This is a genomic window from Agrococcus sediminis (genome assembly GCF_007923295.1).
GTDB classification, from domain to species: Bacteria; Actinomycetota; Actinomycetes; order Actinomycetales; family Microbacteriaceae; genus Agrococcus; species Agrococcus sediminis.
This window is the reverse complement of the sequence record NZ_VOIR01000019.1, coordinates 41,221-62,230: the sequence shown is the minus strand read 5'-3', so window position 1 is coordinate 62,230 and position 21,010 is coordinate 41,221. Positions and strand designations below refer to the sequence as shown.

Genomic DNA, 21,010 nt, shown 5'->3' with positions numbered 1-21,010 from the left:
GTTGGTGCGGCCGGGAGGGCCGCGGCGAGGGGTCGGGCGTCAGCCCAGCCCCTGTGCGAGTCGGTGGTAGGCGGCGTTCCAGCGCACCTCGCGCTCGAAGCCCTCGGTCGTGGTGGCCTCGTCGATGGCGAGGAACTCGATGCCCGACTGGCGGGCGAGCTCGCGGAAGGCGTCGATGCCGACCTGGGTCGACATGACCGTGTGGTGGGCTGCGCCCGCGGTGAGCCAGGCGGTCGCCGACGTGGCGAGGTCGGGCGCAGGCCGCCAGACGGCGTGCCCGACGGGGAGCTTCGGCATCGGCTCGGGCAGCGCCACGTTCTCGACGGCGTTCGCCGTCATGCGGAAGCGCTCGCGCATGTCGCTGAGCGCCACCACGACCGCGGCGCCCGCGTCGGCCGTGAAGACCAGGCGGACGGGGTCGTCCTTGCCGCCGATGCCGAGCGGGTGCACCTCGAGCCTGGGGCGGGAGGTCGTGAGCGACGGGCTCACCTCGAGCATGTGCGCGCCGAGGATGACCTCCTCGCCGTCGACCAGGTGGTACGTGTAGTCCTCCATGAGGCTCGCGCCGCCCGGCAGCCCGGCGCCCATGTGGGCGGCGGCGTGCACGAGGATCGCGGTCTTCCAGTCGCCCTCGGCGCCGAAGCCGTAGCCGTCGGCCATGAGCCGCTGCACCGCGAGGCCCGGCAGCTGCGGCAGCGACCCGAGATCCTCGAAGCTCGTGGTGAAGGCGCCGAAGCCGCCCTCCTCGAGGAAGCCGCGCAGGCCCGCCTCGATGCGCGCGCCGTCGACGAGCGACGCGTGGCGGTCGCCGCCGGGGAGCAGCTCGGGGGCGACGTCGTAGCTCGCGACGTACTCGTCGACGAGCGCGGCGACCGCCGCCTCGTCAGCCGCCGCCACCGCATCCGCCAGCTCGGTCACGCCCCACGTGTTGATCTGGGTGCCGAGGCGGATCTCGGCCTCGGTCTTGTCGCCCTCGGTGACGGCCACGAAGCGCATGTTGTCGCCGAACCGCGCGACCTTGAGCGACCGCAGCGCCGCGGTGCCGAGCGCGGCGCGCGACCACGTGCCGACCTGCGCGCGGACGCGCGGTGCGGATGCGTGACCGACGACGATCGTGCGGGGCACGCCGAGGCGCGCGGCGAGGTAGCCGAACTCGCGGTCGCCGTGCGCGGCCTGGTTGAGGTTCATGAAGTCGAAGTCGATCTCGCTCCACGGCAGGGCGACGTTGTGCTGCGTGTGCAGGTGCAGCATCGGCTTCGCGAGCGCCTCGAGACCCGCGATCCACATCTTGGCGGGGCTGAAGGTGTGCATCCACGCGATCACGCCGACCACGTCGTCGTCGGCGTTGGCCTCGAGCGCGGCGCGGCGGATGGCGTCGGCCGAGGTGAGCACGGGGCGCCACTCGATCGTGACGGGGATGTCTGCCGCCTCCGACAGCAGGGCGGCGACCTCGCGCGACTGCGACGCGACCTGCGCGAGCGTCTCCTCGCCGTAGAGGCCCTGGCTGCCGGTGAGGAACCAGACGACCTTCGACGCGGGATCGGGGATGATGCTCGTCACTGGTGGTCCTCCTGCGTGGCCTGCTGGCCGTAGACGTGCTGGTAGCGGTCGAAGAGCGCATCGATCGCGGCGGGGTCGATGGGGATCGTGGCGCCGCCGGCGCGGGCGATGTGCATGGTGCGCGCGACGTCCTCGCACATGACGGCCGCCTTGACGGCGTCGCGCGTGTCGCGGCCGATCGTGAAGGGGCCGTGGTTCTGCATGAGCACGGCGCGCGAGCGGTGCCCGGCGAGCGTCTCGACGATGCCGCGGCCGATCGAGTCGTCGCCGATGATCGCGAACGGGCCGATCGGGATCTCGCCGCCGAACTCGTCGGCCATCGCGGTGATGTGGCACGGGATCGCCTCGCCGCGCGCCGCCCATGCGGTCGCGTAGGTCGAGTGCGTGTGCACGACGCCGCCCACCTCGGGCATGTGGCGGTAGACATGCGCGTGGGCGGCGGTGTCGCTCGACGGCGAGCGCTCGGAGCCCTGGGAGCCGGGCACGACGCGGCCGTCGAGGTCGCACAGGATCATCGACTCGGGGGTGAGGTCGTCGTAGGAGACGCCGGAGGGCTTGATGACGAAGAGCTCCTCGCCGGGCACGCGGCCCGAGACGTTGCCGCCCGTCCAGACCACGAGGCCGTAGCGGACGAGCTCGCCGTGGAGCGCCGCGACCTCCTCGCGGACGGCGCGGATCGCGGCGTCGCGGCTCATGCGGGCACCTCGGCGGCCGGCTGCTGGGCCCCCGCGAGCGCCTGGCGGCGGATGGCCTTGAGGCGCCGCATGACGTCGCTGCCGCCGCGGCCGAAGAGGTCGTGCAGCTCTCGGTACTCGCGGTAGAGGGCGTCGTACGGCTCGGCCTCGGGACCGGGCACGTACGCGTCGTGCACGACGTTGCCCATCGCCTCACCGGCCGCGACGGTGTCGGGGTAGGCGCCGGCCGCGACCGCGGCGTGGATCGCCGAGCCGAGCGCGGGGCCCTGCTCGCTGCCGATCACCGAGATCGGCATGCCGAGCACGTCGGCGTAGGTCTGCATGAGGTGGCGGTTGCGCAGCAGCCCGCCGGCGGCGAAGAAGCGCTGCACGGGCACGCCGGCCCCCGCGAACGCCTCGACGATCACGCGCGTGCCGAAGGCGGTGGCCTCCACGAGCGCGCGGTAGACCTGCTCGGCGCGGGTCGCGATCGTGGTGCCCACGAGCAGCCCGGAGAGGTTGGCGTCGACGAGCACCGAGCGGTTGCCGTTGTGCCAGTCGAGCGCGATGAGCCCGTGCGCGCCGACCGGCTCGGCCCACGCGAGCTCGGTGAGGTGCTCGTGCACGCTCCGCCCCGCGGCGCGCGCGGCGTCGTGGATCGCGGGCGGCACCTGGTTGGCGACGTACCAGGCGAGGATGTCGCCGACGCCCGACTGGCCCGCCTCGTAGCCCCACTGGCCGGCGACGATGCCGCCGTCGACGACGCCGCACATGCCGGGCACCTCGGTGAGCGTCTCGCTCGACATGACGTGGCACGTGCTCGTGCCCATGATCGCGAGCATGTCGCCGGGTGCCGTCGCCTTCGCGGCGGGCGCGGTGACGTGCGCGTCGACGTTGCCCACCGCGACGGCGATGCCGGCGGGCAGGCCCATGAGCGCGGCGGCGGCGTCGGTGAGCGTGCCCGCGCGCTCGCCGAGCTGCCCGATGTGCGCGTCGAGCTTGCGCTCGAAGTCGGCGAAGCCGGGGTTGAGCGCGGCGAGGTAGTCGCGGCTCGGGTAGGCGCCGTCCTGCAGGATGCCCTTGTAGCCGGCGGTGCAGGCGTTGCGCACGTAGTCGCCGGTGAGCTGCCAGACGATCCAGTCGGCCGCCTCGACCCAGTGGTCGATGCCGGCGTAGACCTCCGGGTCCTCCTCCAGGATCTGCAGCGCCTTGGCGAACTCCCACTCGCTCGAGATGGCGCCGCCGTAGCGCGCGAGCCACGGCTCCCCGCGCTCCTCGGCGAGGGCGTTGATGCGGTCGGCCTGGGCCTGCGCGGCGTGGTGCTTCCAGAGCTTCGGGTAGGCGTGCGGCCGGCCGGCGAGGCCGTCGACGCGGCACAGCGGCGTGCCGTCGGCCGTGACGGGCATGGGGGTGGATGCGGTGAAGTCGGTGCCGACGCCGATCACGGTCGCGGGGTCGATGCCGGATGCGTGGAGCGCGGCCGGGACGGCGCGGCGCAGCACCTCGAGCCAGTCGTTGGGCTCCTGCAGCGCCCATTCCGGCGGCAGGCGGTCGCCGGTCGCCGGGAGCCGGTCGTCGATCACGGCGTTGGCGTACTCGTGCACCGCGGTGCCGAGCTCGGCGCCGTCGGCGACGCGGACGACGATCGCCCGCCCGCTCAGCGTGCCGAAGTCGATGCCGATGACGTGCTGATCGCCTGCGGCGGCGGCCGCGGGGATGCCCGCCGGGCTGCTCGAGGTCTCGCTCGCTGCGCTCATTCGCTGACTCCGTCGTCGTGGCTTCGGGCTGCGCTCGCGACGGCTGCCGCGGTGCAGTGACGCCACTGTATGCGAAACGGTCACAATTCGCTACGTCGTGATCGAATCGTGACCTTTCGGGCACGGGGATGCCGCCGGCGCGACGGCACGCGGCAGCAGCGGCGTGCGGTCAGGGCGCGGGCGCGGCGGTCGAGCCGCGCTCGATGAGCACCGGCGGGATGCGCAGGTGCACGAGGCCGGCGCGGCCGGCGAGGTCGTCGAGCAGCACCCGCATCGCGGCCGTGCCGACCTGCTCGAACTCCTGCCGCACGGTCGTGAGCGCCGTCGGGTAGTGCGCCGCCTCCGGCACGTCGTCGAAGCCGACGATCGACACGTCGCCCGGCACCGAGAGCCCCGCGTCGCGGCACGCGTGCATGAGGCCGAGGGCCATCTGGTCGTTCGCGACGACCACCGCCCGCGCGCCGTCGGCGAGCATCCGCCGCCCGATCGCGTAGCCCGAGTCGGCGCTCCAGTCGCCCACCATGGTGCCCTCGCTCGCGAGCCCCAGCTCGCCCGTGCGCTCCGCGAAGCCGCGGGCGCGCGCGCCGGCGTCGATCGAGCCGTCGGGGCCGCGCAGGTGCCACAGGCGATGGTGCCCGAGGCCGGCGAGGTGCTCGACCGCGAGCCGCGCCCCGACCCGCTGGTCGATGGCGACGCTGTGCCCGAACGCGAGCCCGGTCGGCTCGAGCGTGACGTACGGCACGCCCACCGACAGCTGCGCGAGCGCCTCGAGCATCGACGTCTCGGCGACGCTCACCACGAGCGCGTCGACGCTCGTCTCGCGCAGGAAGCGCAGGCCCGCCGCGAGGTCGTCGACGCTCGTCGACGCCGCGTTCGTCAGCACGATGCGGTAGCCGGCGTCCCGGGCGGCGGTCTCGATGGCGATCGCCTGCGTCTGCGGGCCGTAGTCGGTGGTCGGGAGCGTCAGCAGGCCGATGGTGCGCGAGCTGCGCCGCACGAGCGCGCGCGCCGCGGCGTTCGGGCGGAAGCCGAGCTCGACGATGGCCGCCTCGACCTTCGCGAGCGTCTCGGGCCGCACGTTCGGGTGGCCGTTGAGGGCCCGCGAGACGGTCTGGTAGCTCACGCCCGCGCGCGCCGCGACGTCGCGGATGTTCGGCCGCCGCACTGCGCCCTCCGCCATCTCGCCTCCGCCCCTCGGGCTGCCCTGTCATCACAGCATCCCACGGCGTGACCGTTTCGTAGGGTCAGTCGAGCAGCTCCTCCAGGCGCGTGAGCGTGTCCTGCCAGCCGTCGCGCAGGTCGTCGACCTCGTCGAGGGCCGCGGTCTGCGTCACGCGGATGTGCGTGCCGTCGCCGGTCTCGGCGAAGTCGACCACCACGAGCTGCTCGAAGCGCTCCCCCTCCTCGGCGCCGCCGAGCCAGTCCCAGCTCTGCACGATCCGCTTGCCCTCGTCGAGCTGCAGGTAGCGGCCCTGCACGCCGAAGCCGCCGGTCGACGTGCGGATGCGGTACCAGCCGCCCTCCTGCGCGTCGACCTCGTAGCGGGTGTCGTCGAACATCGGCCACCACCACTGCTCGAGGCCGGCGGCCGTCGTGAAGAGCTCCCACACCGCATCCGTCGACGCCGTCACGAAGGCGTCGACCTCGACCGTCTCGGCATCGGCGGGTATCTCGGGGATCTCGGGGGTGTCGGTCATGCGCCCACGGTATCCGCGCGGGATGCGCCCCGCACTATCGTGGACGCGTTCGGCGCCGCCGCTGCGCCACCGACGAGAGGCCCCGCATGACCGCCCTCCCGCCAGCCGACGGCGCCACCCGCTCCGAGCGGCTCGACCGCCTGCCCTTCACCCGCCGGCACGGACGCCTGCTCGGCACCTCCGGCATCGGCTGGGCGCTCGACGCCATGGACGTCGGCCTCGTCTCGTTCGTGATCGCCGCGCTCGCGCAGCAGTGGAGCCTCGACCGCACCGAGACGAGCTGGATCGCGTCGATCGGCTTCGTCGGCATGGCGATCGGCGCGACCGTCGGCGGCCTGCTCGCCGACCGCATCGGGCGCCGCAGCGTCTTCGCGCTCACGCTCCTCGTCTACGGGCTCGCGACCGGCGCCTCGGCGCTCGTCGGCTCGCTCGCGGCGCTGCTGGCGCTGCGCTTCGTGGTGGGGCTTGGGCTCGGCGGCGAGCTGCCCGTCGCGTCGACGCTCGTGAGCGAGTTCGCGCCCCGGCGCATCCGCGGCCGCGTGGTCGTGTGGCTCGAGGCGTTCTGGGCGGTCGGCTGGATCGCGGCCGCCGTGATCGGCACCTTCGTCATCGGGGCCTCCGACGACGGCTGGCGCTGGGGCCTCGCGATCGGCATGGCGCCGGCGCTCTTCTCGGCGGTGGTGCGCTTCGGCATGCCCGAGTCGGTGCGCTACCTCGAGTCGAAGGGCCGCGTCGCGGAGGCAGAGCGCACCGTGCGTCGCTTCGAGGAGGCCGCGGGCGTGCGCGCGCCGTCATCGCCGGCTGCCGAGCCTGTGGCGGATGCGCCGGCGGGCGCGCCGGCCGAGCCCTCGGTGTCGATCTGGTCGTCGGCGCTCCGCCGCCGCACGATCGCGCTCTGGATCGTCTGGTTCGGCATCAACTTCTCGTACTACGGGACGTTCATCTGGATCCCGTCGCTGCTCGTCGAGCAGGGCTTCTCGCTCGTGCGCTCCTTCGAGTTCACGCTCATCATCACCGTGGCGCAGCTGCCGGGCTACGCGGCCGCCGCGTTCCTCATCGAGAAGTGGGGCCGCCGCCCGACGCTCACCGTCTTCCTCATCGGCTCGGCCCTCGCCGCCGCCTGGTACGGCACGGCGTCGACGGAGGCGATGATCATCGCCGCGGGCTGCACGCTCTCGTTCTTCAACCTGGGTGCGTGGGGCGCGCTCTACGCCATCGGTCCGGAGCTGTACCCGACGAACGTGCGCGGCACGGGCACCGGCGCGGCCGCCGGGTTCGGGCGCATCGCGTCGATCCTCGCGCCGCTCGCGGTGCCGCTGCTGCTCGGCGCCGGCGGCTCGATGCTGCTGTTCGGCGTCTTCGCCGCGGCGTTCGCGATCGCCGCGGTCGCCGCGTGGACGCTGCCCGAGCAGCGCGGCAAGGCGCTCGAGTAGGCCTCGGGGCGCCTCCCGCACCGTCTGCCCCTCGGGCCGCCACCCGGCCCCGGCACAACGCAAGCCCGCGCGGAGAATGCAGCGGCGGATCCGCCACTCCCGCCGGATCCGCCGCGGAAGCGCGCGCCGCGGCTTGCGTTGTGCCAGCGACCCGGGCGAGCTGAGAGGGGCGGCGCGGATGCGGGCGGGAGGGGCGGGTGCTGCGGCTCAGCCCGAGCGGGCCGAGCGCACGGCCGACGCCACCATCGCGTCGAGCGAGTGGCGCATGCGCCAGTCGAGGTCGCGCGCCGCGAGCGCGCCGTCGGCGACGATGCGCGCGGGGTCGCCGGGCCGTCGCGCGGTGACGCGGGGCTCGACGTCGACGCCGGCCGCCCGGCCGATCGCGGCGAGCACCTCGCGCACCGAGGCTCCGTCGCCGCTGCCGAGGTTGTAGACCGGCTCGAGCGGCTCGCCGCGCTCCATGCGCCCGGCGGCGGCGACGTGCGCGAGGGCGACGTCGCCGACGTGCACCCAGTCGCGCACGCACGTGCCGTCGGGCGTCGGGTAGTCGTCGCCGTTGATCTGCGGCGCCTCGCCGCGGGCGAGCGCGTCGAGCACCTTCGGCACGAGGTTGTGCGGGCTCGTGTCGCGGATGCGGTCGGTCGCCGAGCCGATGACGTTGAAGTAGCGCAGGGCCACGGCCTGCATCGTCGAGCCCTCGAGCTCGGCGCGGCGGCGCTCGTCGGCGAGCAGCAGCTCGCCCGCGAGCTTCGTCTCGCCGTACGGCGACTCGGGCGCGGGCGGCGTGGCCTCGGTGACGCGGTCGACGTCGGGCGTGCCGTAGACGCCGGCGCTCGACGAGAAGACGATGCGGTGCACGCCGTGCGCGCGCATCGCCTCGAGCAGCTCGATCGTGCCGCTGACGTTCTGCCGCCACGTGTGGAGCGGCCGGCGCACCGACTCCCCCGCGTACTTGTAGCCCGCGAGGTGCACGACGCCGTCGACGCCCGCGAGCGCCGCGTCGAGGTCGCCGCGGTCGAGGATCGAGCCGACGACGAGCCGCGCGCCGGCCGGCGCGAAGCCGCGCTGCCCGCTCGAGAGGTCGTCGAGCACCGTCACCTCGCGGCCGCTCGCGAGCAGCGCCTCGGCGACGTGGGCGCCGATGTACCCGGCGCCGCCGGTGACGAGCCAGTGCGTCATGCGTCCCTCCTCGCCCCGTCGGAGGGGTGCACGGTGAAGACGATGGGCCGGGCGTGGCCCGCGGCCTCGACGGCGTCCGCCGTGCTCGTCGCGATGCGCGCCGTCTCGGCGCGGTCGACGAGCGCGATGGCGGCGCCGCCGAAGCCGCCGCCGGTGAGCCTCGCGCCGAGCGCGCCGGCGGCGACCGCCGCGTCGACGGCCGCGTCGATCGCGGGCACGGAGTCCTCGAAGTCGTCGCGCTGGGAGGCGTGCCCCTCGGTGAGCACGGGGCCGATCTCGCGCGGCCGCCCGGCGCGCACGAGGTCGGCGACGCGGCGGGCGCGATCGGTGTCGGTGACGATGTGCTTGAGCCGCCGGTGCACGTGCGCGGGCATGCGGCCGGCCCACCGCTCGATGTCGTCGACGGCGATCTCGCGCAGCGTCGGCACGCCGGCGATGCGGGCGGCCTCCTCGCACTCGCGGCGGCGCTCGCCGTAGCCGCCGGTGGCGTGGTCGTGGCGCACGAGGGAGTCGATCACCAGGATCTCGAGCCCGGCCGCCTCAAAGCCGAGCGGCACCTGCTCGGCGGTGCCGTCGCGGAAGTCGAGCAGCACCGCGTGGTCGCGCTGCGCGAGCAGCACGGCCGACTGGTCGAGCGTGCCCGTGGGGGCTCCGACCACCTCGTTCTCGACCAGCTGCCCGAGCCGCACCATCTCGCGGCGGTCGAGGCCGAGGCCCCACAGCTCGTCGAGCGCGACGATCGTCGCCGACTCGAGCGCGGCCGACGACGAGACCCCGACGCCCACCGGCACGGTGCTCGACACGAGCGCCTCGAAGCCGCGGCCGGGCACGCCGAGCTCCCGTCGCAGCACGTGCGCCGCGCCGAGCACATAGCGGCTCCAGCCGGTCGAGGCGTGCGCGGTCTCGAGCGTCGACTCGATGACGCCCGGCACGACGCCGCGGTCGACGAAGTCGGTCGCGACGCGGATGCGGTCGTCGTCGCGCAGCCGCACGGCCACGCTCGTGCGGCGGTCGATCGCGAACGGCAGCGCGAGCCCGCCGTTGTAGTCGGTGTGCTCGCCGATGAGGTTGACGCGGCCCGGCGCCGACCAGATGCCGTCGGGCCCCGCGGTGCCGCCGAAGACCGCCTGCAGCTCGTCACGCATCCGTCGTCTCCTCCTGCGTGCGCGCGAGCGGCTCCACCGGGTGCTGCTCGTCGGCACGCGCGATCGCGTCGCGCAGGCGAGCCGCGCCGTCCTCCGGGCTGATGTCGCCCACCCACGCGCCCATCGCGGCCTCGCTGCCGGCGAGGAACTTCAGCTTGTCGGCCGCCCGGCGCGGGCTCGTCACGTGCCAGTGCAGCCGCACGTCGTCGCGGTGCTCGTGGACCGGCGCCTGCACCCAGGCGGCGATGTAGGGCAGCGGGGCGTCGTAGAGCGCGTCGAGCGCGCGCGCGATGCGCAGCGTCAGCGTCGCGAGCTCGTCGCGCTCCGCGCTGGTGGTCGCGGCGAGGTCGGGCACGTGGCGGTGCGCCATGAGCTGCACCTCGACCGGCCAGCGTGCCGCGAAGGGCACGAAGGCGGTGAAGCGCTCGCCGGCGATGAGCACGCGCGGGCCCTCACGCTCGGCGTCGAGCAGCTCGGCGAAGAGGCCGGGCCCGTGCTCGTCGACGGCGGCGCAGATGCGGCGGATGCGCGGGGGCACGAAGGGATAGGCGTAGACCTGGCCGTGCGGGTGCGGCAGCGTCACGCCGATCTCGACGCCGCGGTTCTCGAACGGGAAGACGTGCTCGACGCCCGGCACGACGCTGAGCGCGGCGGTGCGCGACGCCCACGCCTCGACGACCGTGCGGGCGCGGAGCGTCGGCTGGGTGCCGAACGAGCCCGCGTGGTCGGGGCTGAAGCTCACGACCTCGCAGCGGCCGACGGCGGGGCGGGTGGCGCCGATCGCGGTGAGCGCCTCGCGCTCGCCCTCGGTGGGCGCGGAGGCGCCGGGGAGGTCGAATGCGGTGCCGGGCCCGAACGAGGGCGACCGGTTCTCGAAGACGGCGACGTCGTAGTCGTCGGGGATCTCGCTCGGGTTGCCGGGCGACTGCGGCGCGAGCGGGTCGGCGTCGGCGGGCGGCAGGTGCACGCGGCCCTGCCGGGCGGTGGCGACGGTGATCCAGTCGCCGGCGAGCGCGTCGTACCGCATCGTCGGCGTCGCGGGGCGGGGGTCGAGCGCGCGCACGTCGAGGCGGCGCTCGCGGGCCGGCGTGCCCGGGTCGTCGAAGTAGACGATCTCGCGCCCGTCGGCGAGGCGCGCGCTGGTCTGTCGGATGCCGGTCACGCCTCGATCATGCCCGAACGCGTGCGCTCATGCGCGCTCCTGTGCGAAAGTGTTCGCATGGTCGAGGAACGCACACCCCGGCTGGCGCGCGGCGAGCGGCCCGAGTCCGGCCCGCTCGAGGCCGGGCTGCTCGACGTCGAGCGGCGCGAGCGCATCCTCGCCCACCTGGCCGGCGCCGGCACCGCCCGCGTCGCCGACCTCGCCTCGGCGCTCGGCGTCTCGCCCATGACCGTGCGGCGCGACGCCGACCGCCTCGACGCCGACGGCCGCATCGAGCGCGTGCGCGGCGGCGTGCGGCTGCGCAGGCCGCCCGTCACCGACGAGCCCGCGCCGCTCGCGAAGGCGGCGCTGCACCGCGACGAGAAGCAGCGCATCGCCCAGGCGGCGCTCGCGCTCGTGCGGCCCGGCACCGCGATCGGCATCGGCGGCGGCACGACCGCGCTCGCCCTCGCGCGGCTCGCCGCCGCGGTGCCCGGCGTCACGATCGTCACCAACTCGCTGCCCGTCGCGCTCGCGCTGCCCGACCGCGACGGCGTCGTGCTCACCGGCGGCGAGCGCACCCGCTCCGACGCGCTCGTCGGCCCGGTCGCCAACCGCGCCGCGGCGATGATCGGGCTCGACGCGCTCTTCCTCGGCGCGCACGGCATCGACGCCGAACGGGGCTGCACCTCCCCCACCCTCGCCGAGGCCGAGACGAACCGCGCCCTCATGGCCGCCGCCCGCACGACGGTCGCGCTCGTCGACGCCTCGAAGTGGGGCGTGCAGGCGCTCGCCTCGTTCGCGACCCTCGACGAGCTCGACGTGCTCGTCACCGACCGTGCCGTGCCCGAGGCATCCGCCCGCGCCGCCCGCCGCGCGGTCGGCCGCCTGATCGTCGCCTAGAGGCGCCCGAGCGCCTGCTGCAGGTCGGCGATCAGGTCGTCGGCCTCCTCGAGGCCCACCGAGAGCCGCAGGAGGTCGGCCGGCACCTCGAGCTCGGTGCCCCGCACCGACGCGTGCGTCATCTCGGAGGGGTAGCAGACGAGCGACTCGACGCCGCCGAGCGACTCCGCGAGCTGGAACAGCCGCGTGTGCCGCACGAGCTCGAGCGCCGCTTGCGCGCCGCCTGCGAGCTGCAGCGACACCATGCCGCCGAAGCCGCGCATCTGCCGCGCCGCGAGCGCGTGCTGCGGGTGGTCGGGCAGGCCCGGGTAGTGCACGGCCGAGACCGCCGGGTGGCCGACGAGCGACTCGGCGACGGCCTGCGCGTTGGTGCAGTGCCGCTCGACGCGCACCGCGAGCGTCTTGAGCGACCGCGAGGTGAGCCACGCGTCGAAGGGGCTGTTGACCGCGCCGACCGCGAACTGCTGGAAGCCGATGCGCTCGGCCAGCTCGGCGTCGCCCGTGATCGCGGCGCCGCCGACGAGGTCGGAGTGGCCGCCGATGTACTTCGTCGTCGAGTGCACGACGACGTCGGCGCCGAGCCCGAGCGGCTGCTGCAGGTAGGGCGTGGCGAACGTGTTGTCGGCGACGACGAGCGCGCCCGCGTCGTGGCCGAGCTCGGCGAGCGCCGGGAGGTCGGCCACCTTCATGAGCGGGTTCGACGGCGTCTCGACCCACAGCATCCGCGTGCTGGGCCGCATCGCGGCGCGCACCGCGTCGAGGTCGGAGGCGTCGGCGGTCGACAGCTCGATGCCCCAGCGCTCCCAGATCTTCGAGACGAGCCGGTGGGTGCCGCCGTAGACGTCGTTGCCCATGAGCACGTGGTCGCCGGGCTGCAGGGCGGCGCGCAGCACCGCGTCCTCGGCGGCGAGGCCTGAGCCGAACGCGAAGGCGTGCGTGCCGCCCTCGAGGCTCGCGAGCTGCAGCTGCAGCGCGTCGCGGCTGGGGTTGCCGCCGCGCGAGTACTCGTAGCCGTCGCGGAACCCGCCCACGCCGTCCTGCACGAACGTCGAGGTCATGAAGATGGGCGGGATGACGGCGCCCGTGCGCGGGTCGAAGTCCTGCCCGTCGTGGATGGCCCGGGTCGAGAACCCGTCGGTCGTCGATGCGGTCATCGTCATGCCTCCTTCGCGAGGTGGGTCAGCAGGTCGGTGCGCGTCACGACGCCCACCGGCTTCGCGCGGTCGAGCACGAGCAGCGCGTCGGCCTCCCGCAGGGCCGAGCGCAGCGCATCCACCGACTCCGTGATGCCGATGTGCGGCAGGCGCGGGCCGAGGTGCTGCGCGACGGTGTCGGCGAGCTCGGCGCGGTCGGCGAAGACGGCGTCGAGCAGCGAGCGCTCGTCGACCGAGCCCGCGACCTCGCCGACCACGACGGGCGGCTCGGCGGTGAGCACCGGCAGCTGGCTCACGCCGTACTCGCGCATGATCTCGATCGCGTCGTGCACGGTGTCGGCGGGGTGCGCGTGCACGAGGTCGGGCACGCCGCCCGCCTTGCCGGTGAGCACGTCGCCGACCGTCGTGCCGGCCTCGGGCGCGGCGAAGCCGTAGGAGCGCATCCAGGCGTCGGAGTAGACCTTCTGCAGGTAGCCGCGGCCCGAGTCGGGCAGCAGCACGACGACGACAGCGTCGGCGGGCAGCTCGCGGGCGACGCGCAGCGCGGCGACGACCGCCATGCCGCTCGAGCCGCCGACGAGCAGGCCCTCCTCGCGGGCGAGCCTGCGGGTCATCGCGAACGACTCGGCGTCGTTCACCGCGAGCACCCGGTCGACGACGCTCGGGTCGTAGTTGCCGGGCCACATGTCCTCGCCGACGCCCTCGACGAGGTACGGCCGGCCGGTGCCGCCGGAGTAGATCGAGCCCTCCGGGTCGGCGCCGATGGCCTCGACGCGGCCGTCGGAGGCGCGCTTGAGGTACCGGGCGGTGCCGGTGATCGTGCCGCCGGTGCCGACGCCGGCCACGAAGTGCGTGATGCGGCCGTCGGTGTCGCGCCAGATCTCGGGCCCGGTCGACGCCTCGTGGGCCGCGGGCGCGGCGGGGTTGAAGAACTGGTTGGGCTGGTAGGCGCCCTCGATCTCGTCGGTCAGGCGGTTCGCGACGCCGTAGTAGGACTCGGGGCTGTCGGGCGCGACGGCGGTGGGCGTCACGACGACCTCGGCGCCGTACGCGCGCAGCGTCGCGCGCTTGTCCTCGGACACCTTGTCGGGGCAGACGAAGACGCAGCGGTAGCCCTTCTGCTGCGCGACGAGCGCGAGCCCGACCCCGGTGTTGCCGCTCGTCGGCTCGACGATCGTGCCGCCGGGCCCGATGAGCCCCCGGCGCTCGGCGTCCTCGATCATCGCGAGCGCGATGCGGTCCTTCACCGACCCGCCCGGGTTGAGGAACTCGACCTTCGCGAGCACCGTCGCCGCGACGCCCTCGGTGACCTTCGAGAGCCTCACGAGCGGCGTGTCGCCGATCGTCTCGAGGATCGACTCCGCGTAGCGCATCCTGCCTCCTGCCTGACGCTCGAGCCTACCGTCGAGCGGGCGGGCGCCCGGTGGGCGAGGATGGGGCGGTGGACGCCAGACGGGAGCTCGTGATCGAGCGCGTGCTGCGCTGCGTCGAGCTCGTGCCGCCCGGCCGCGTCGCCTCGTACGGCGCCGTCGCCCGCATCTGCGGCATCGGTCCGCGGCAGGTCGGCTCGATCCTCCGCCACTACAGCGACGGCCTGCCGTGGTGGCGCATCACGAGCCACGCCGGCGACTTCGGCGGCGACCTGCTGCAGCGCGCGCTCCCCCACTGGCGCGAGGAGGGCATCCGCGTGAAGCCCAACGGGCTCGGCTGCCGCTACAGCGACTACGCGGCCGACATGGAGGAGCTCGAGCGGCGGTGGCGCGAGGCGACCGCCGACCTGCCGGGCCTCGACGAGGTCGACGCCGACGCATCCGCCTGACGTCGCCGGCACCGCCGGCGCGGCGCGTCAGACCCGCGAGGCCTGCTGCGCGAAGAGCGTCGCATAGGTGCCGCCGAGCGCGAGCAGCTCGTCGTGCGCGCCCTGCTCGACGATGCGGCCGGCGTCGATGACGAAGATGACGTCGGCGTGCCGGATGGTCGAGAGCCGGTGCGCGATCGCGAGCGTCGTGCGGCCGCGCGCCGCCTCGTCGAGCGCGCCCTGCACGACGCGCTCCGAGACGGTGTCGAGCGCGCTCGTGGCCTCGTCGAGCACGAGCACCGCCGGGTCCTTCAGCAGCACCCGCGCGATCGCGATGCGCTGCTTCTCGCCGCCCGAGAGCCGGTAGCCGCGCTCGCCCACGATCGTGTCGTAGCCGTCGGGGAACCGGTGGATGGTGTCGTAGATGCTCGCGGCGCGCGTGGCGGCGTCGAGCTCGACGTCGGTCGCGTCGGGCTTGGCGTAGCGCAGGTTCTCGGCGATGGACGCGTGGAACAGGTACGGCTCCTGGCTCACGATGCCGATGTGGTCGGTGAGGGCCGCCGGGTCGAGCTCGCGCACGTCGGTGCCCGCGAAGCGCACCGCTCCGCCGCTCGCCTCGTGCAGGCGCGGCAGCAGGTACCCGATCGTCGTCTTGCCCGCGCCCGAGGGACCGACGAAGGCCGCGAAGGTGCTCGGCTCGAGCCGGAACGAGACGCCGTCGAGCGTCGCCCGCTCGCCCTCGCGCGCATCCGGGTAGTGGAAGCGCACGTCGTCGAACTCCACCTCGCCGAGGCGCGAGCGGTCGAGCGGGCGCGGCGACGTCGGCGGCTCGATCGCCGGCTGCAGGTCGAGGTACTCGAAGATGCGGGCGAAGAGCGCGCCGGAGGTCTGCAGGTCGAGCCCCACGCGCAGCAGGCCCATGAGCGGCATGAGCAGCCGCGCCTGCACGGTCGTGAACGCGACGAGCGTGCCGGCCGTGACGCCGGTGTCGCCGCCGGCGATCAGGTAGCCGGCGAGCACGTAGACGACGGCGGGCAGGATCGAGATGAAGACCGACACGAGCGCGAAGAAAGTCTGGCCGCTCATCGTCAGCCGCACCTGCAGGTCGACCTGGCGCTCGTTCTCGGCGGCGTAGCGGCGCGACTCGTCGGCCTGCCGGCCGAACGCCTTCGCGAGCAGGATGCCTGACACCGACAGCGACTCCTGCGTGATCGCCGTCATCTCGCTCAGCGACTCCTGCGTCTGCGTCGCGATGCGGGCGCGCACCTGGCCGACGCGGCGCTGCAGCAGCACGAGCACGGGCGTGAGCAGCACCGCCATGACCGTCAGCTGCCACGAGAGGATGAGCATCGTCACGAGGCTCGCGATCACCGTGACGGTGTTGCCGACGACCGACGAGACGGTGTTGGAGAGCACGTTCGCGACGCCGCCGACGTCGTTCTGCAGCCGCGACTGGATGACGCCCGTCTTCGTGCGGGTGAAGAACGCGAGCTCCATGCTCTGCAGCCGGTCGAACAGCGAGTCGCGCAGCTGCCCCATGACGCGGTTGCCGACCTTCGACGTGATGAGCGTCTGCCAGATGCCGAGCAGGCTCGACGAGATCCACAGCGCCACCATCGTGCCGACGAGCATCCAGAGCAGCCGCAGATCGGGGCCGCCCTCGGGCGGGAACAGCGCCTCGTCGAAGACGCGCTGGGTCAGCAGCGGCGGGAACACCGCGATCGTCGCGACGATCAGCACGAGCACGATCGTCAGCACGATCTGCGGCCGGTGGGGGCGGAAGAGGCCCAGGATGCGCTTGCCGAGGTCGGGCACGCGGGGAGCGCTCGCGTTGGCGGCGCGCTGCGCCGACTCGTCGCGCATGCCGACCCCGCCCCGGCGACCGCCGCCCATGCCCATGCTCACGTGGCCACGGTATCCCGTCGCGCCTGCGCGGCAGCGCGCCGCAGGCGCATGACGAAGGGCCGCCCCCTCACGGGAGCGGCCCTTCGCGATGGTGCGGGGAACGCTACTTGAGCGTGACCGTCGCGCCGGCCTCCTCGAGGTCGGCCTTGGCCTTCTCGGCGTCCTCCTTCTTGGCGCCCTCGAGCACGGGGGCGGGAGCGCCGTCGACGAGCGCCTTGGCCTCGCCGAGGCCGAGGGACGTCAGCGAACGGACGACCTTGATGACCTGGATCTTCGCCGAGCCGGCGGACTCGAGGATGACGTCGAAGTCCGTCTTCTCCTCGACCTCCTCCGCAGCAGCAGCGGCAGCGGGGGCTGCAGCGGCGGCGACGGGAGCGGCGGCGGTGACCTCGAAGGTCTCCTCGAACTTCTTCACGAACTCGCTGAGCTCGATGAGGGTGAGCTCCTTGAACTGCTCGAGCAGCTCGTCAGTCGACAGCTTTGCCATCGTCTTCTCCTTGTTTCTGGTACCGACCGCTGCCTACTCGGCCGCGGACTCCTGCTTGACCCGCAGCGCGTCGACCGCGCGAGCGGCCTGGGCGAGCGGGGCGTTGAACATGTATGCAGCGCCGAACAGCGAGGCCTTGAAGGCACCTGCCAGCTTGGCCAGCAGCACCTCCCGCGACTCGAGGTCGGCGAGCTTGTTGACGTCGTCGGCCGTGAGCGGGTTCCCGTCGAAGAAACCGTTCTTGACCACGAGCGCCGGGTTCGCCTTGGCGAAGGCACGCAGCTCCTTCGCGACGGCGACAGGGTCGCCGTGCACGAATGCGATCGCGGACGGGCCGGCAAGCGACTCGTCGAACGCCGTGATGCCGGCGTTGTTGGCTGCGATCTTGGTGAGCGTGTTCTTCACCACGGCGTACGTCGCGTGCTCACTGATCGATCGGCGCAGCGTCTTCAGCTGGCCGACGGTGAGACCGCGGTACTCGGTCAGCAGAACGGCGTTCGAGGTCTCGAAGAGGTTCGAGAGCTCGGCGACCGCAGCTTCCTTGTTCGCCATGGTGCTCCTTGCGTCGTTGCCGGCTTCCCTGGCCCACTCATGCAAAAGAGCTCCGGCGCACGCGCACGGAGCTCTGGGATCTCGACGGATCTTTCAGCACCTGCGCGGGACGACGCTCCTCGAGCGAGCCTTCGGTCGGCACATCCCCTTGCGGGCACACGCCGACGACCAGCGGTCTTTGGTATGCGGCAAGACTACGGCACGACGGATGCGCGGCGCAAGCCGGCCCCGTCGGTCACGACGGCTGCCGGAGCTCCGCGCCCTCGGCGTCCGGCGCATCCGACCCCGCCGCCCGTCCCCACAGCGGCAGGCGCACGGTGAACGCTGTGCGCCCCGGCTCGCTCTCGAGCGCGATGGTGCCCCCGTGCGCGTCGACGAGCGCCTCGACGATCGCGAGCCCGAGCCCCGACGAGCCCGTCGCGCGCGAGCGCGAGGTGTCGCCGCGCGCGAAGCGCTGGAAGACCGTCTGCTGCAGCTCGTCGGGGATGCCGGGGCCCGCGTCGACGATCTCGACCACGGCCTCCTCCCCCTCGGTGCGCAGCGACACGTCGACGGGCGTGCCCTCGGGCGTGTGCACGCGGGCGTTCGCGAGCAGGTTCGCCACGACCTGCTGCAGCCGCAGCGGGTCGCCGGCGACCACCACGGGCTCCTCGGGCAGCTCGAGCGCGATCGGGTGGGAGCGGCCCGCGGCCTGCGCGTCGGCGACCGCCTCGATGACGAGCAGCGACAGGTCGACCTCGCCCCGCTCGAGCTCGCGGCCCTCGTCGAGCCGCGCCAGCAGCAGCAGGTCGTCGACGAGCGCCTGCATGCGCTGCGCGGCAGCCTCGATGCGCTCGAGCGACTCTCGGGTGTCGGGGCGCAGGTCGCCGTCGTGCTTGCGCGTGATCTCGGCGTAGCCGCGCACCGCGGCGAGCGGCGTGCGCAGCTCGTGCGAGGCGTCGGCGACGAACTGGCGCACGCGGCGCTCGCTCGCCGAGCGCGCCTCGAACGCCTGCTCGATGTGGTTGAGCATGCGGTTCATGCTCTCCTGCACGCGGCCGACCTCCGAGGCCGGCTCCTCGATGCGCACCCGGTTGGTCAGCTGCGCGGTGCCCGAGGCGAGCGGCAGCTGCGAGATGCGCTCGGTGGTGGCGATGACGGAGGTGAGCGGCCGCAGCGCGCGCCGGATGATCATGTCGCCGAGCAGCAGCACGATCGTGACCGCGGCGAACGCCGCGACCGCGATCACGAAGGCGAGCGCCGCGAGCGTCTGGTTGGTCTCGGACATCGACAGCCCGACGATCACCCGCGCCCCGCCGCCGACGTCGTGCGCGATCACGCGGTAGGAGCCGTAGGTCGGCAGCGACTCGTTGACGATGCCGTCGGAGCCGGTGCCGAGCACGACCCGCTCGTCGGCGGCCGAGAGCGCGAGCTGCTGCCCGATGCTCGTGAGGATGAACGCCTGGCGCAGGTCGCCGCCCTGCTCGATGGCGATGAGCGTGGCGGTCGGCGCCGTGCGCGGGTCGAGCGGCGCCTGCGTGCCGGTCGCGAGCGCGCGCTCGACGTCGGTCGCGGTGCGGCTCGCGATCTCGGTCAGCTGCTCGTCGACGCGCGTCTCGAGCACGACGCGCATCGTCATGACGCTCGCGATCGCCACCGCCGCGGTGAGCAGGGCGAACAGCGCCACGACGACCACCAGCAGCCGTCGGCGCAGCGACCACGACGACGGGTTCTGGATGCGTCGGGTCTGGGGCGTCGCGGCTGCGGGCTGGGTCACGGGTGCAGGAGGCGGGTGCGCTGCGGGCGCCGGCTCACTCAGCCGCGCGCAGCTGGTAGCCGACGCCGCGCACGGTGTGGATCATGGGCGGGCCGAGCGTGTCGATCTTCTTGCGCAGGTAGGAGATGTACAGCTCGACGACGCTCGCGCGCCCGCCGAAGTCGTACGACCAGACGCGGTCGAGGATCTGCGCCTTCGAGAGCACGCGGCGCGGGTTGCGCATGAGGTAGCGCAGCAGCTCGAACTCGGTGGCGGTGAGGTCGACCTGCTGGCCGCCGCGGCGCACCTCGTAGGAGTCCTCGTCCATCATGAGGTCGCCGACCCAGAGCACGCTCGACTCCTCGGCGGTCTGGGCGGTGCGGCGGATCAGGCCGCGGAGGCGCGCGACGACCTCCTCGAGCCCGAAGGGCTTCGTGACGTAGTCGTCGCCGCCGGCGGTGAGCCCGGCGACGCGGTCGTCGAGCGAGTCCTTGGCCGTGAGGAAGAGCACCGGCACGTCGAAGCCGGCCGAGCGCAGGCGCTGCAGCACGGTGAGGCCGTCGATGTCGGGGAGCATGATGTCGAGCACCACCGCGTCGGGGCGGAACTCGCGCACCGCCTGCAGCGCCTGCTGGCCGTTGGCGGCGGTCTTCACGTCCCAGCCCTCGTACTTGAGGCCCATGGCGACGAGGTCAGCGAGGCTCTGCTCGTCGTCGACGACGACGACGCGGATGGGCGAGCCATCCGGGCGGGTGAGGCGGGGCTGTGCCCGCAGCTGCTGCTGAGCGGTGTCGGTCATGCCATCCATTCCGCCAGAGTCTCCTGTGGGTCGATCCGACCTTATCCTTTGCGCTTCCTGTGCGCTTGCCCTCACGCGATCACGCCGCGTCGGGCAGCGCTCTCGTGAACACCCCGGTCTCGAGCCAGTGCCGGAGCCTCGCGACGGAGACGCGGGTGTACTCGCCCGACTGCGCGCGGAGGTCTGCGGTCGTGGTGACGAGCAGGCTGTTGGCGAGCAGCAGCTGGCGCGCGGCGACGAGCGCCTCGAAGTCGGCCCGCAGGATGTCCGGCAGCGGCGCCACCTCGGCGTAGCCCTCGAGCATCGCCTCCTCCTGCACCGGCTCGTCGGCGCGCAGGTAGAAGGCCGAGATCGCGAGGTCGAGCACGGGCAGCCCGAGGCCGGCATCGTCGAAGTCGAACACGGCGAGCCGCCCGCGATGCCACTTGAGGTTGCCGCCATGGAGGTCGGCGTGCAGCGGTCGCAGCTCGGCGCCCCGGTGCAGGCGCTCGAACACCTCCTCCGCGCGAGCCCGGGCATCGGCGAGCACGGCGCGGTCGACCGCGGAGAGCCCCGGCGCACGATCCAGCGCGTCCTCATCGCCGAAGAGCGGCCGGTCGAAGCGTGGCAGCTCGCCGCCGGGCGGCAGCGTCCATCCTCCGGCGTGCGCATGGAGCGCCGCCATCGTCCGCCCGAGCGCACGAGCGGCGTCCGCGGTGAGCGCGTCGGCGTCGTCGCCCTCGAGCCAGCTCGCGATCGTGACGAGCACCGGGCGGCCCAGCACCTGCGCATCCGACTCGACGAACCATGCGCCGTCCCGGGTGCGCAGCGGCACCGGCACCACGACGTCGGTCTGCTCGGCGATCGCGCGCACCCACGCCTGCTGCGCGATGGCGTTCGCCGGCGTGCTGCCGGAGTTCGTGCCGACCCGCACGGCGAACCGGCGCCCGCCGGCGTCGTCGACCGCGAAGGTGGTGTTGTAGGCGTGCAGCACCACCTCCATGCGCGCCACGTCGAGCCCGAACGCCTCCGCGGCCCGCAGCGCGATCGGCCGCAGCGCCTCGACCTGCTCGGCCTCGTCGCGCTCGTCGTAGCGGTCTGCCATGGGGTCA

Annotated in this window: 19 protein-coding genes; 3 read left to right on the top strand and 16 right to left on the bottom strand. The window is 73.8% G+C overall.

All coding sequences use genetic code 11. The features are described from left to right. Positions 1-39 precede the first annotated feature (39 nt). The 5 genes from araA to FQ330_RS13040 form a co-directional block, all read right to left on the bottom strand. Positions 40-1,560, bottom strand: a complete 1,521-nt coding sequence (araA, locus tag FQ330_RS13060; protein WP_225792875.1) for an L-arabinose isomerase — start codon at positions 1,558-1,560, stop codon at positions 40-42. After that, a complete protein-coding gene (locus FQ330_RS13055; RefSeq protein ID WP_146358164.1) occupies positions 1,557-2,255 on the bottom strand; it encodes an L-ribulose-5-phosphate 4-epimerase in 699 nt (232 codons plus the stop codon). The genes araA and FQ330_RS13055 overlap by 4 nt, the downstream gene beginning before the upstream one ends. After that, a complete protein-coding gene (gene araB, locus FQ330_RS13050; RefSeq protein ID WP_146358162.1) occupies positions 2,252-3,991 on the bottom strand; it encodes a ribulokinase in 1,740 nt (579 codons plus the stop codon). The genes FQ330_RS13055 and araB overlap by 4 nt, the downstream gene beginning before the upstream one ends. Before the next feature lie 169 nt (positions 3,992-4,160). Continuing rightward, the gene (locus FQ330_RS13045; RefSeq protein WP_146358160.1) at positions 4,161-5,171 is read right to left on the bottom strand and encodes a LacI family DNA-binding transcriptional regulator; all 1,011 of its coding nucleotides are present in this window, start codon (positions 5,169-5,171) and stop codon (positions 4,161-4,163) included. 64 nt (positions 5,172-5,235) lie between these two features. Further along, positions 5,236-5,688, bottom strand: a complete 453-nt coding sequence (locus FQ330_RS13040; RefSeq protein WP_128188354.1) for an SRPBCC family protein — start codon at positions 5,686-5,688, stop codon at positions 5,236-5,238. An 86-nt stretch (positions 5,689-5,774) separates the two neighbouring features. Here FQ330_RS13040 and FQ330_RS13035 point away from each other — a divergent pair, with 86 nt between their 5' ends. Next, positions 5,775-7,121, top strand: a complete 1,347-nt coding sequence (locus tag FQ330_RS13035; RefSeq protein ID WP_146358158.1) for an MFS transporter — start codon at positions 5,775-5,777, stop codon at positions 7,119-7,121. Positions 7,122-7,328: 207 nt separating this feature from the next. Here FQ330_RS13035 and galE read toward each other — a convergent pair whose 3' ends face one another. From galE to galT, 3 genes are read right to left on the bottom strand one after another with little or no spacing between them, the layout of a single operon-like run. Then, positions 7,329-8,300, bottom strand: a complete 972-nt coding sequence (galE, locus tag FQ330_RS13030; RefSeq protein WP_146358156.1) for a UDP-glucose 4-epimerase GalE — start codon at positions 8,298-8,300, stop codon at positions 7,329-7,331. Then, positions 8,297-9,445 carry a galactokinase gene (galK, locus tag FQ330_RS13025; RefSeq protein WP_146358154.1) on the bottom strand — a complete coding sequence of 383 codons (1,149 nt, stop codon included), beginning with the start codon at positions 9,443-9,445 and terminating at the stop codon, positions 8,297-8,299. Before galK ends, galE begins: the two co-directional genes overlap by 4 nt. Further along, positions 9,438-10,607: a galactose-1-phosphate uridylyltransferase gene (gene galT / locus FQ330_RS13020; RefSeq protein ID WP_146358152.1), complete on the bottom strand. Its 1,170-nt coding sequence runs from the start codon at positions 10,605-10,607 to the stop codon at positions 9,438-9,440. The genes galK and galT overlap by 8 nt, the downstream gene beginning before the upstream one ends. Before the next feature lie 57 nt (positions 10,608-10,664). On the opposite strand from galT, the gene FQ330_RS13015 reads away from it, so the two are divergent. Next, positions 10,665-11,489: a DeoR/GlpR family DNA-binding transcription regulator gene (locus FQ330_RS13015; protein ID WP_146358150.1), complete on the top strand. Its 825-nt coding sequence runs from the start codon at positions 10,665-10,667 to the stop codon at positions 11,487-11,489. Here the strand turns inward: FQ330_RS13015 and FQ330_RS13010 are convergent. Then, positions 11,486-12,643: a cystathionine gamma-synthase gene (locus FQ330_RS13010; protein ID WP_146358184.1), complete on the bottom strand. Its 1,158-nt coding sequence runs from the start codon at positions 12,641-12,643 to the stop codon at positions 11,486-11,488. The genes FQ330_RS13015 and FQ330_RS13010 overlap by 4 nt on opposite strands. 2 nt (positions 12,644-12,645) lie before the next feature. After that, positions 12,646-14,016 carry a cystathionine beta-synthase gene (locus FQ330_RS13005; protein WP_146358148.1) on the bottom strand — a complete coding sequence of 457 codons (1,371 nt, stop codon included), beginning with the start codon at positions 14,014-14,016 and terminating at the stop codon, positions 12,646-12,648. A gap of 68 nt (positions 14,017-14,084) precedes the next feature. Between FQ330_RS13005 and FQ330_RS13000 the strand changes: the two genes are divergently transcribed. After that, positions 14,085-14,462 (top strand): MGMT family protein, encoded by a 378-nt coding sequence (locus FQ330_RS13000; protein WP_146358146.1) that lies wholly within the window; start codon positions 14,085-14,087, stop codon positions 14,460-14,462. Between the two features lie 27 nt (positions 14,463-14,489). Here FQ330_RS13000 and FQ330_RS12995 read toward each other — a convergent pair whose 3' ends face one another. The 6 genes from FQ330_RS12995 to FQ330_RS12970 form a co-directional block, all read right to left on the bottom strand. Continuing rightward, entirely contained in the window at positions 14,490-16,340 is a 1,851-nt protein-coding gene (locus FQ330_RS12995) for an ABC transporter ATP-binding protein (protein ID WP_225792879.1), read from the bottom strand. A 109-nt stretch (positions 16,341-16,449) separates the two neighbouring features. Further along, positions 16,450-16,833 carry a 50S ribosomal protein L7/L12 gene (gene rplL / locus FQ330_RS12990; protein WP_128188363.1) on the bottom strand — a complete coding sequence of 128 codons (384 nt, stop codon included), beginning with the start codon at positions 16,831-16,833 and terminating at the stop codon, positions 16,450-16,452. Positions 16,834-16,866: 33 nt separating this feature from the next. Beyond that, positions 16,867-17,385 carry a 50S ribosomal protein L10 gene (rplJ, locus tag FQ330_RS12985; RefSeq protein ID WP_128188364.1) on the bottom strand — a complete coding sequence of 173 codons (519 nt, stop codon included), beginning with the start codon at positions 17,383-17,385 and terminating at the stop codon, positions 16,867-16,869. Between the two features lie 235 nt (positions 17,386-17,620). After that, the gene (locus FQ330_RS12980) at positions 17,621-19,141 is read right to left on the bottom strand and encodes a sensor histidine kinase (RefSeq protein WP_146358144.1); all 1,521 of its coding nucleotides are present in this window, start codon (positions 19,139-19,141) and stop codon (positions 17,621-17,623) included. 34 nt (positions 19,142-19,175) lie between these two features. Then, positions 19,176-19,919, bottom strand: coding sequence for a response regulator transcription factor (locus FQ330_RS12975; protein ID WP_164877027.1), 744 nt, complete (start codon positions 19,917-19,919; stop codon positions 19,176-19,178). 79 nt (positions 19,920-19,998) lie between these two features. Continuing rightward, positions 19,999-21,003 (bottom strand): phosphotransferase enzyme family protein, encoded by a 1,005-nt coding sequence (locus FQ330_RS12970; RefSeq protein WP_164877028.1) that lies wholly within the window; start codon positions 21,001-21,003, stop codon positions 19,999-20,001. Between the last annotated feature and the right edge of the window lie 7 nt (positions 21,004-21,010).

What these genes read in the sequence shown, in the direction of transcription:
- FQ330_RS13055 (WP_146358164.1), bottom strand. Translation starts at nt 2,255, where the DNA reads ATGAGCCGCGACGCCGCGATCCGCGCCGTCCGCGAGGAGGTCGCGGCG.
- araB (WP_146358162.1), bottom strand. Translation starts at nt 3,991, where the DNA reads ATGAGCGCAGCGAGCGAGACCTCGAGCAGCCCGGCGGGCATCCCCGCG.
- FQ330_RS13045 (WP_146358160.1), bottom strand. Translation starts at nt 5,171, where the DNA reads ATGGCGGAGGGCGCAGTGCGGCGGCCGAACATCCGCGACGTCGCGGCG.
- FQ330_RS13040 (WP_128188354.1), bottom strand. Translation starts at nt 5,688, where the DNA reads ATGACCGACACCCCCGAGATCCCCGAGATACCCGCCGATGCCGAGACG.
- FQ330_RS13035 (WP_146358158.1), top strand. Translation starts at nt 5,775, where the DNA reads ATGACCGCCCTCCCGCCAGCCGACGGCGCCACCCGCTCCGAGCGGCTC.
- galE (WP_146358156.1), bottom strand. Translation starts at nt 8,300, where the DNA reads ATGACGCACTGGCTCGTCACCGGCGGCGCCGGGTACATCGGCGCCCAC.
- galK (WP_146358154.1), bottom strand. Translation starts at nt 9,445, where the DNA reads ATGCGTGACGAGCTGCAGGCGGTCTTCGGCGGCACCGCGGGGCCCGAC.
- FQ330_RS13015 (WP_146358150.1), top strand. Translation starts at nt 10,665, where the DNA reads ATGGTCGAGGAACGCACACCCCGGCTGGCGCGCGGCGAGCGGCCCGAG.
- FQ330_RS13010 (WP_146358184.1), bottom strand. Translation starts at nt 12,643, where the DNA reads ATGACCGCATCGACGACCGACGGGTTCTCGACCCGGGCCATCCACGAC.
- FQ330_RS13005 (WP_146358148.1), bottom strand. Translation starts at nt 14,016, where the DNA reads ATGCGCTACGCGGAGTCGATCCTCGAGACGATCGGCGACACGCCGCTC.
- FQ330_RS12995 (WP_225792879.1), bottom strand. Translation starts at nt 16,340, where the DNA reads ATGGGCATGGGCGGCGGTCGCCGGGGCGGGGTCGGCATGCGCGACGAG.
- rplL (WP_128188363.1), bottom strand. Translation starts at nt 16,833, where the DNA reads ATGGCAAAGCTGTCGACTGACGAGCTGCTCGAGCAGTTCAAGGAGCTC.
- rplJ (WP_128188364.1), bottom strand. Translation starts at nt 17,385, where the DNA reads ATGGCGAACAAGGAAGCTGCGGTCGCCGAGCTCTCGAACCTCTTCGAG.
- FQ330_RS12975 (WP_164877027.1), bottom strand. Translation starts at nt 19,919, where the DNA reads ATGACCGACACCGCTCAGCAGCAGCTGCGGGCACAGCCCCGCCTCACC.
- FQ330_RS12970 (WP_164877028.1), bottom strand. Translation starts at nt 21,003, where the DNA reads ATGGCAGACCGCTACGACGAGCGCGACGAGGCCGAGCAGGTCGAGGCG.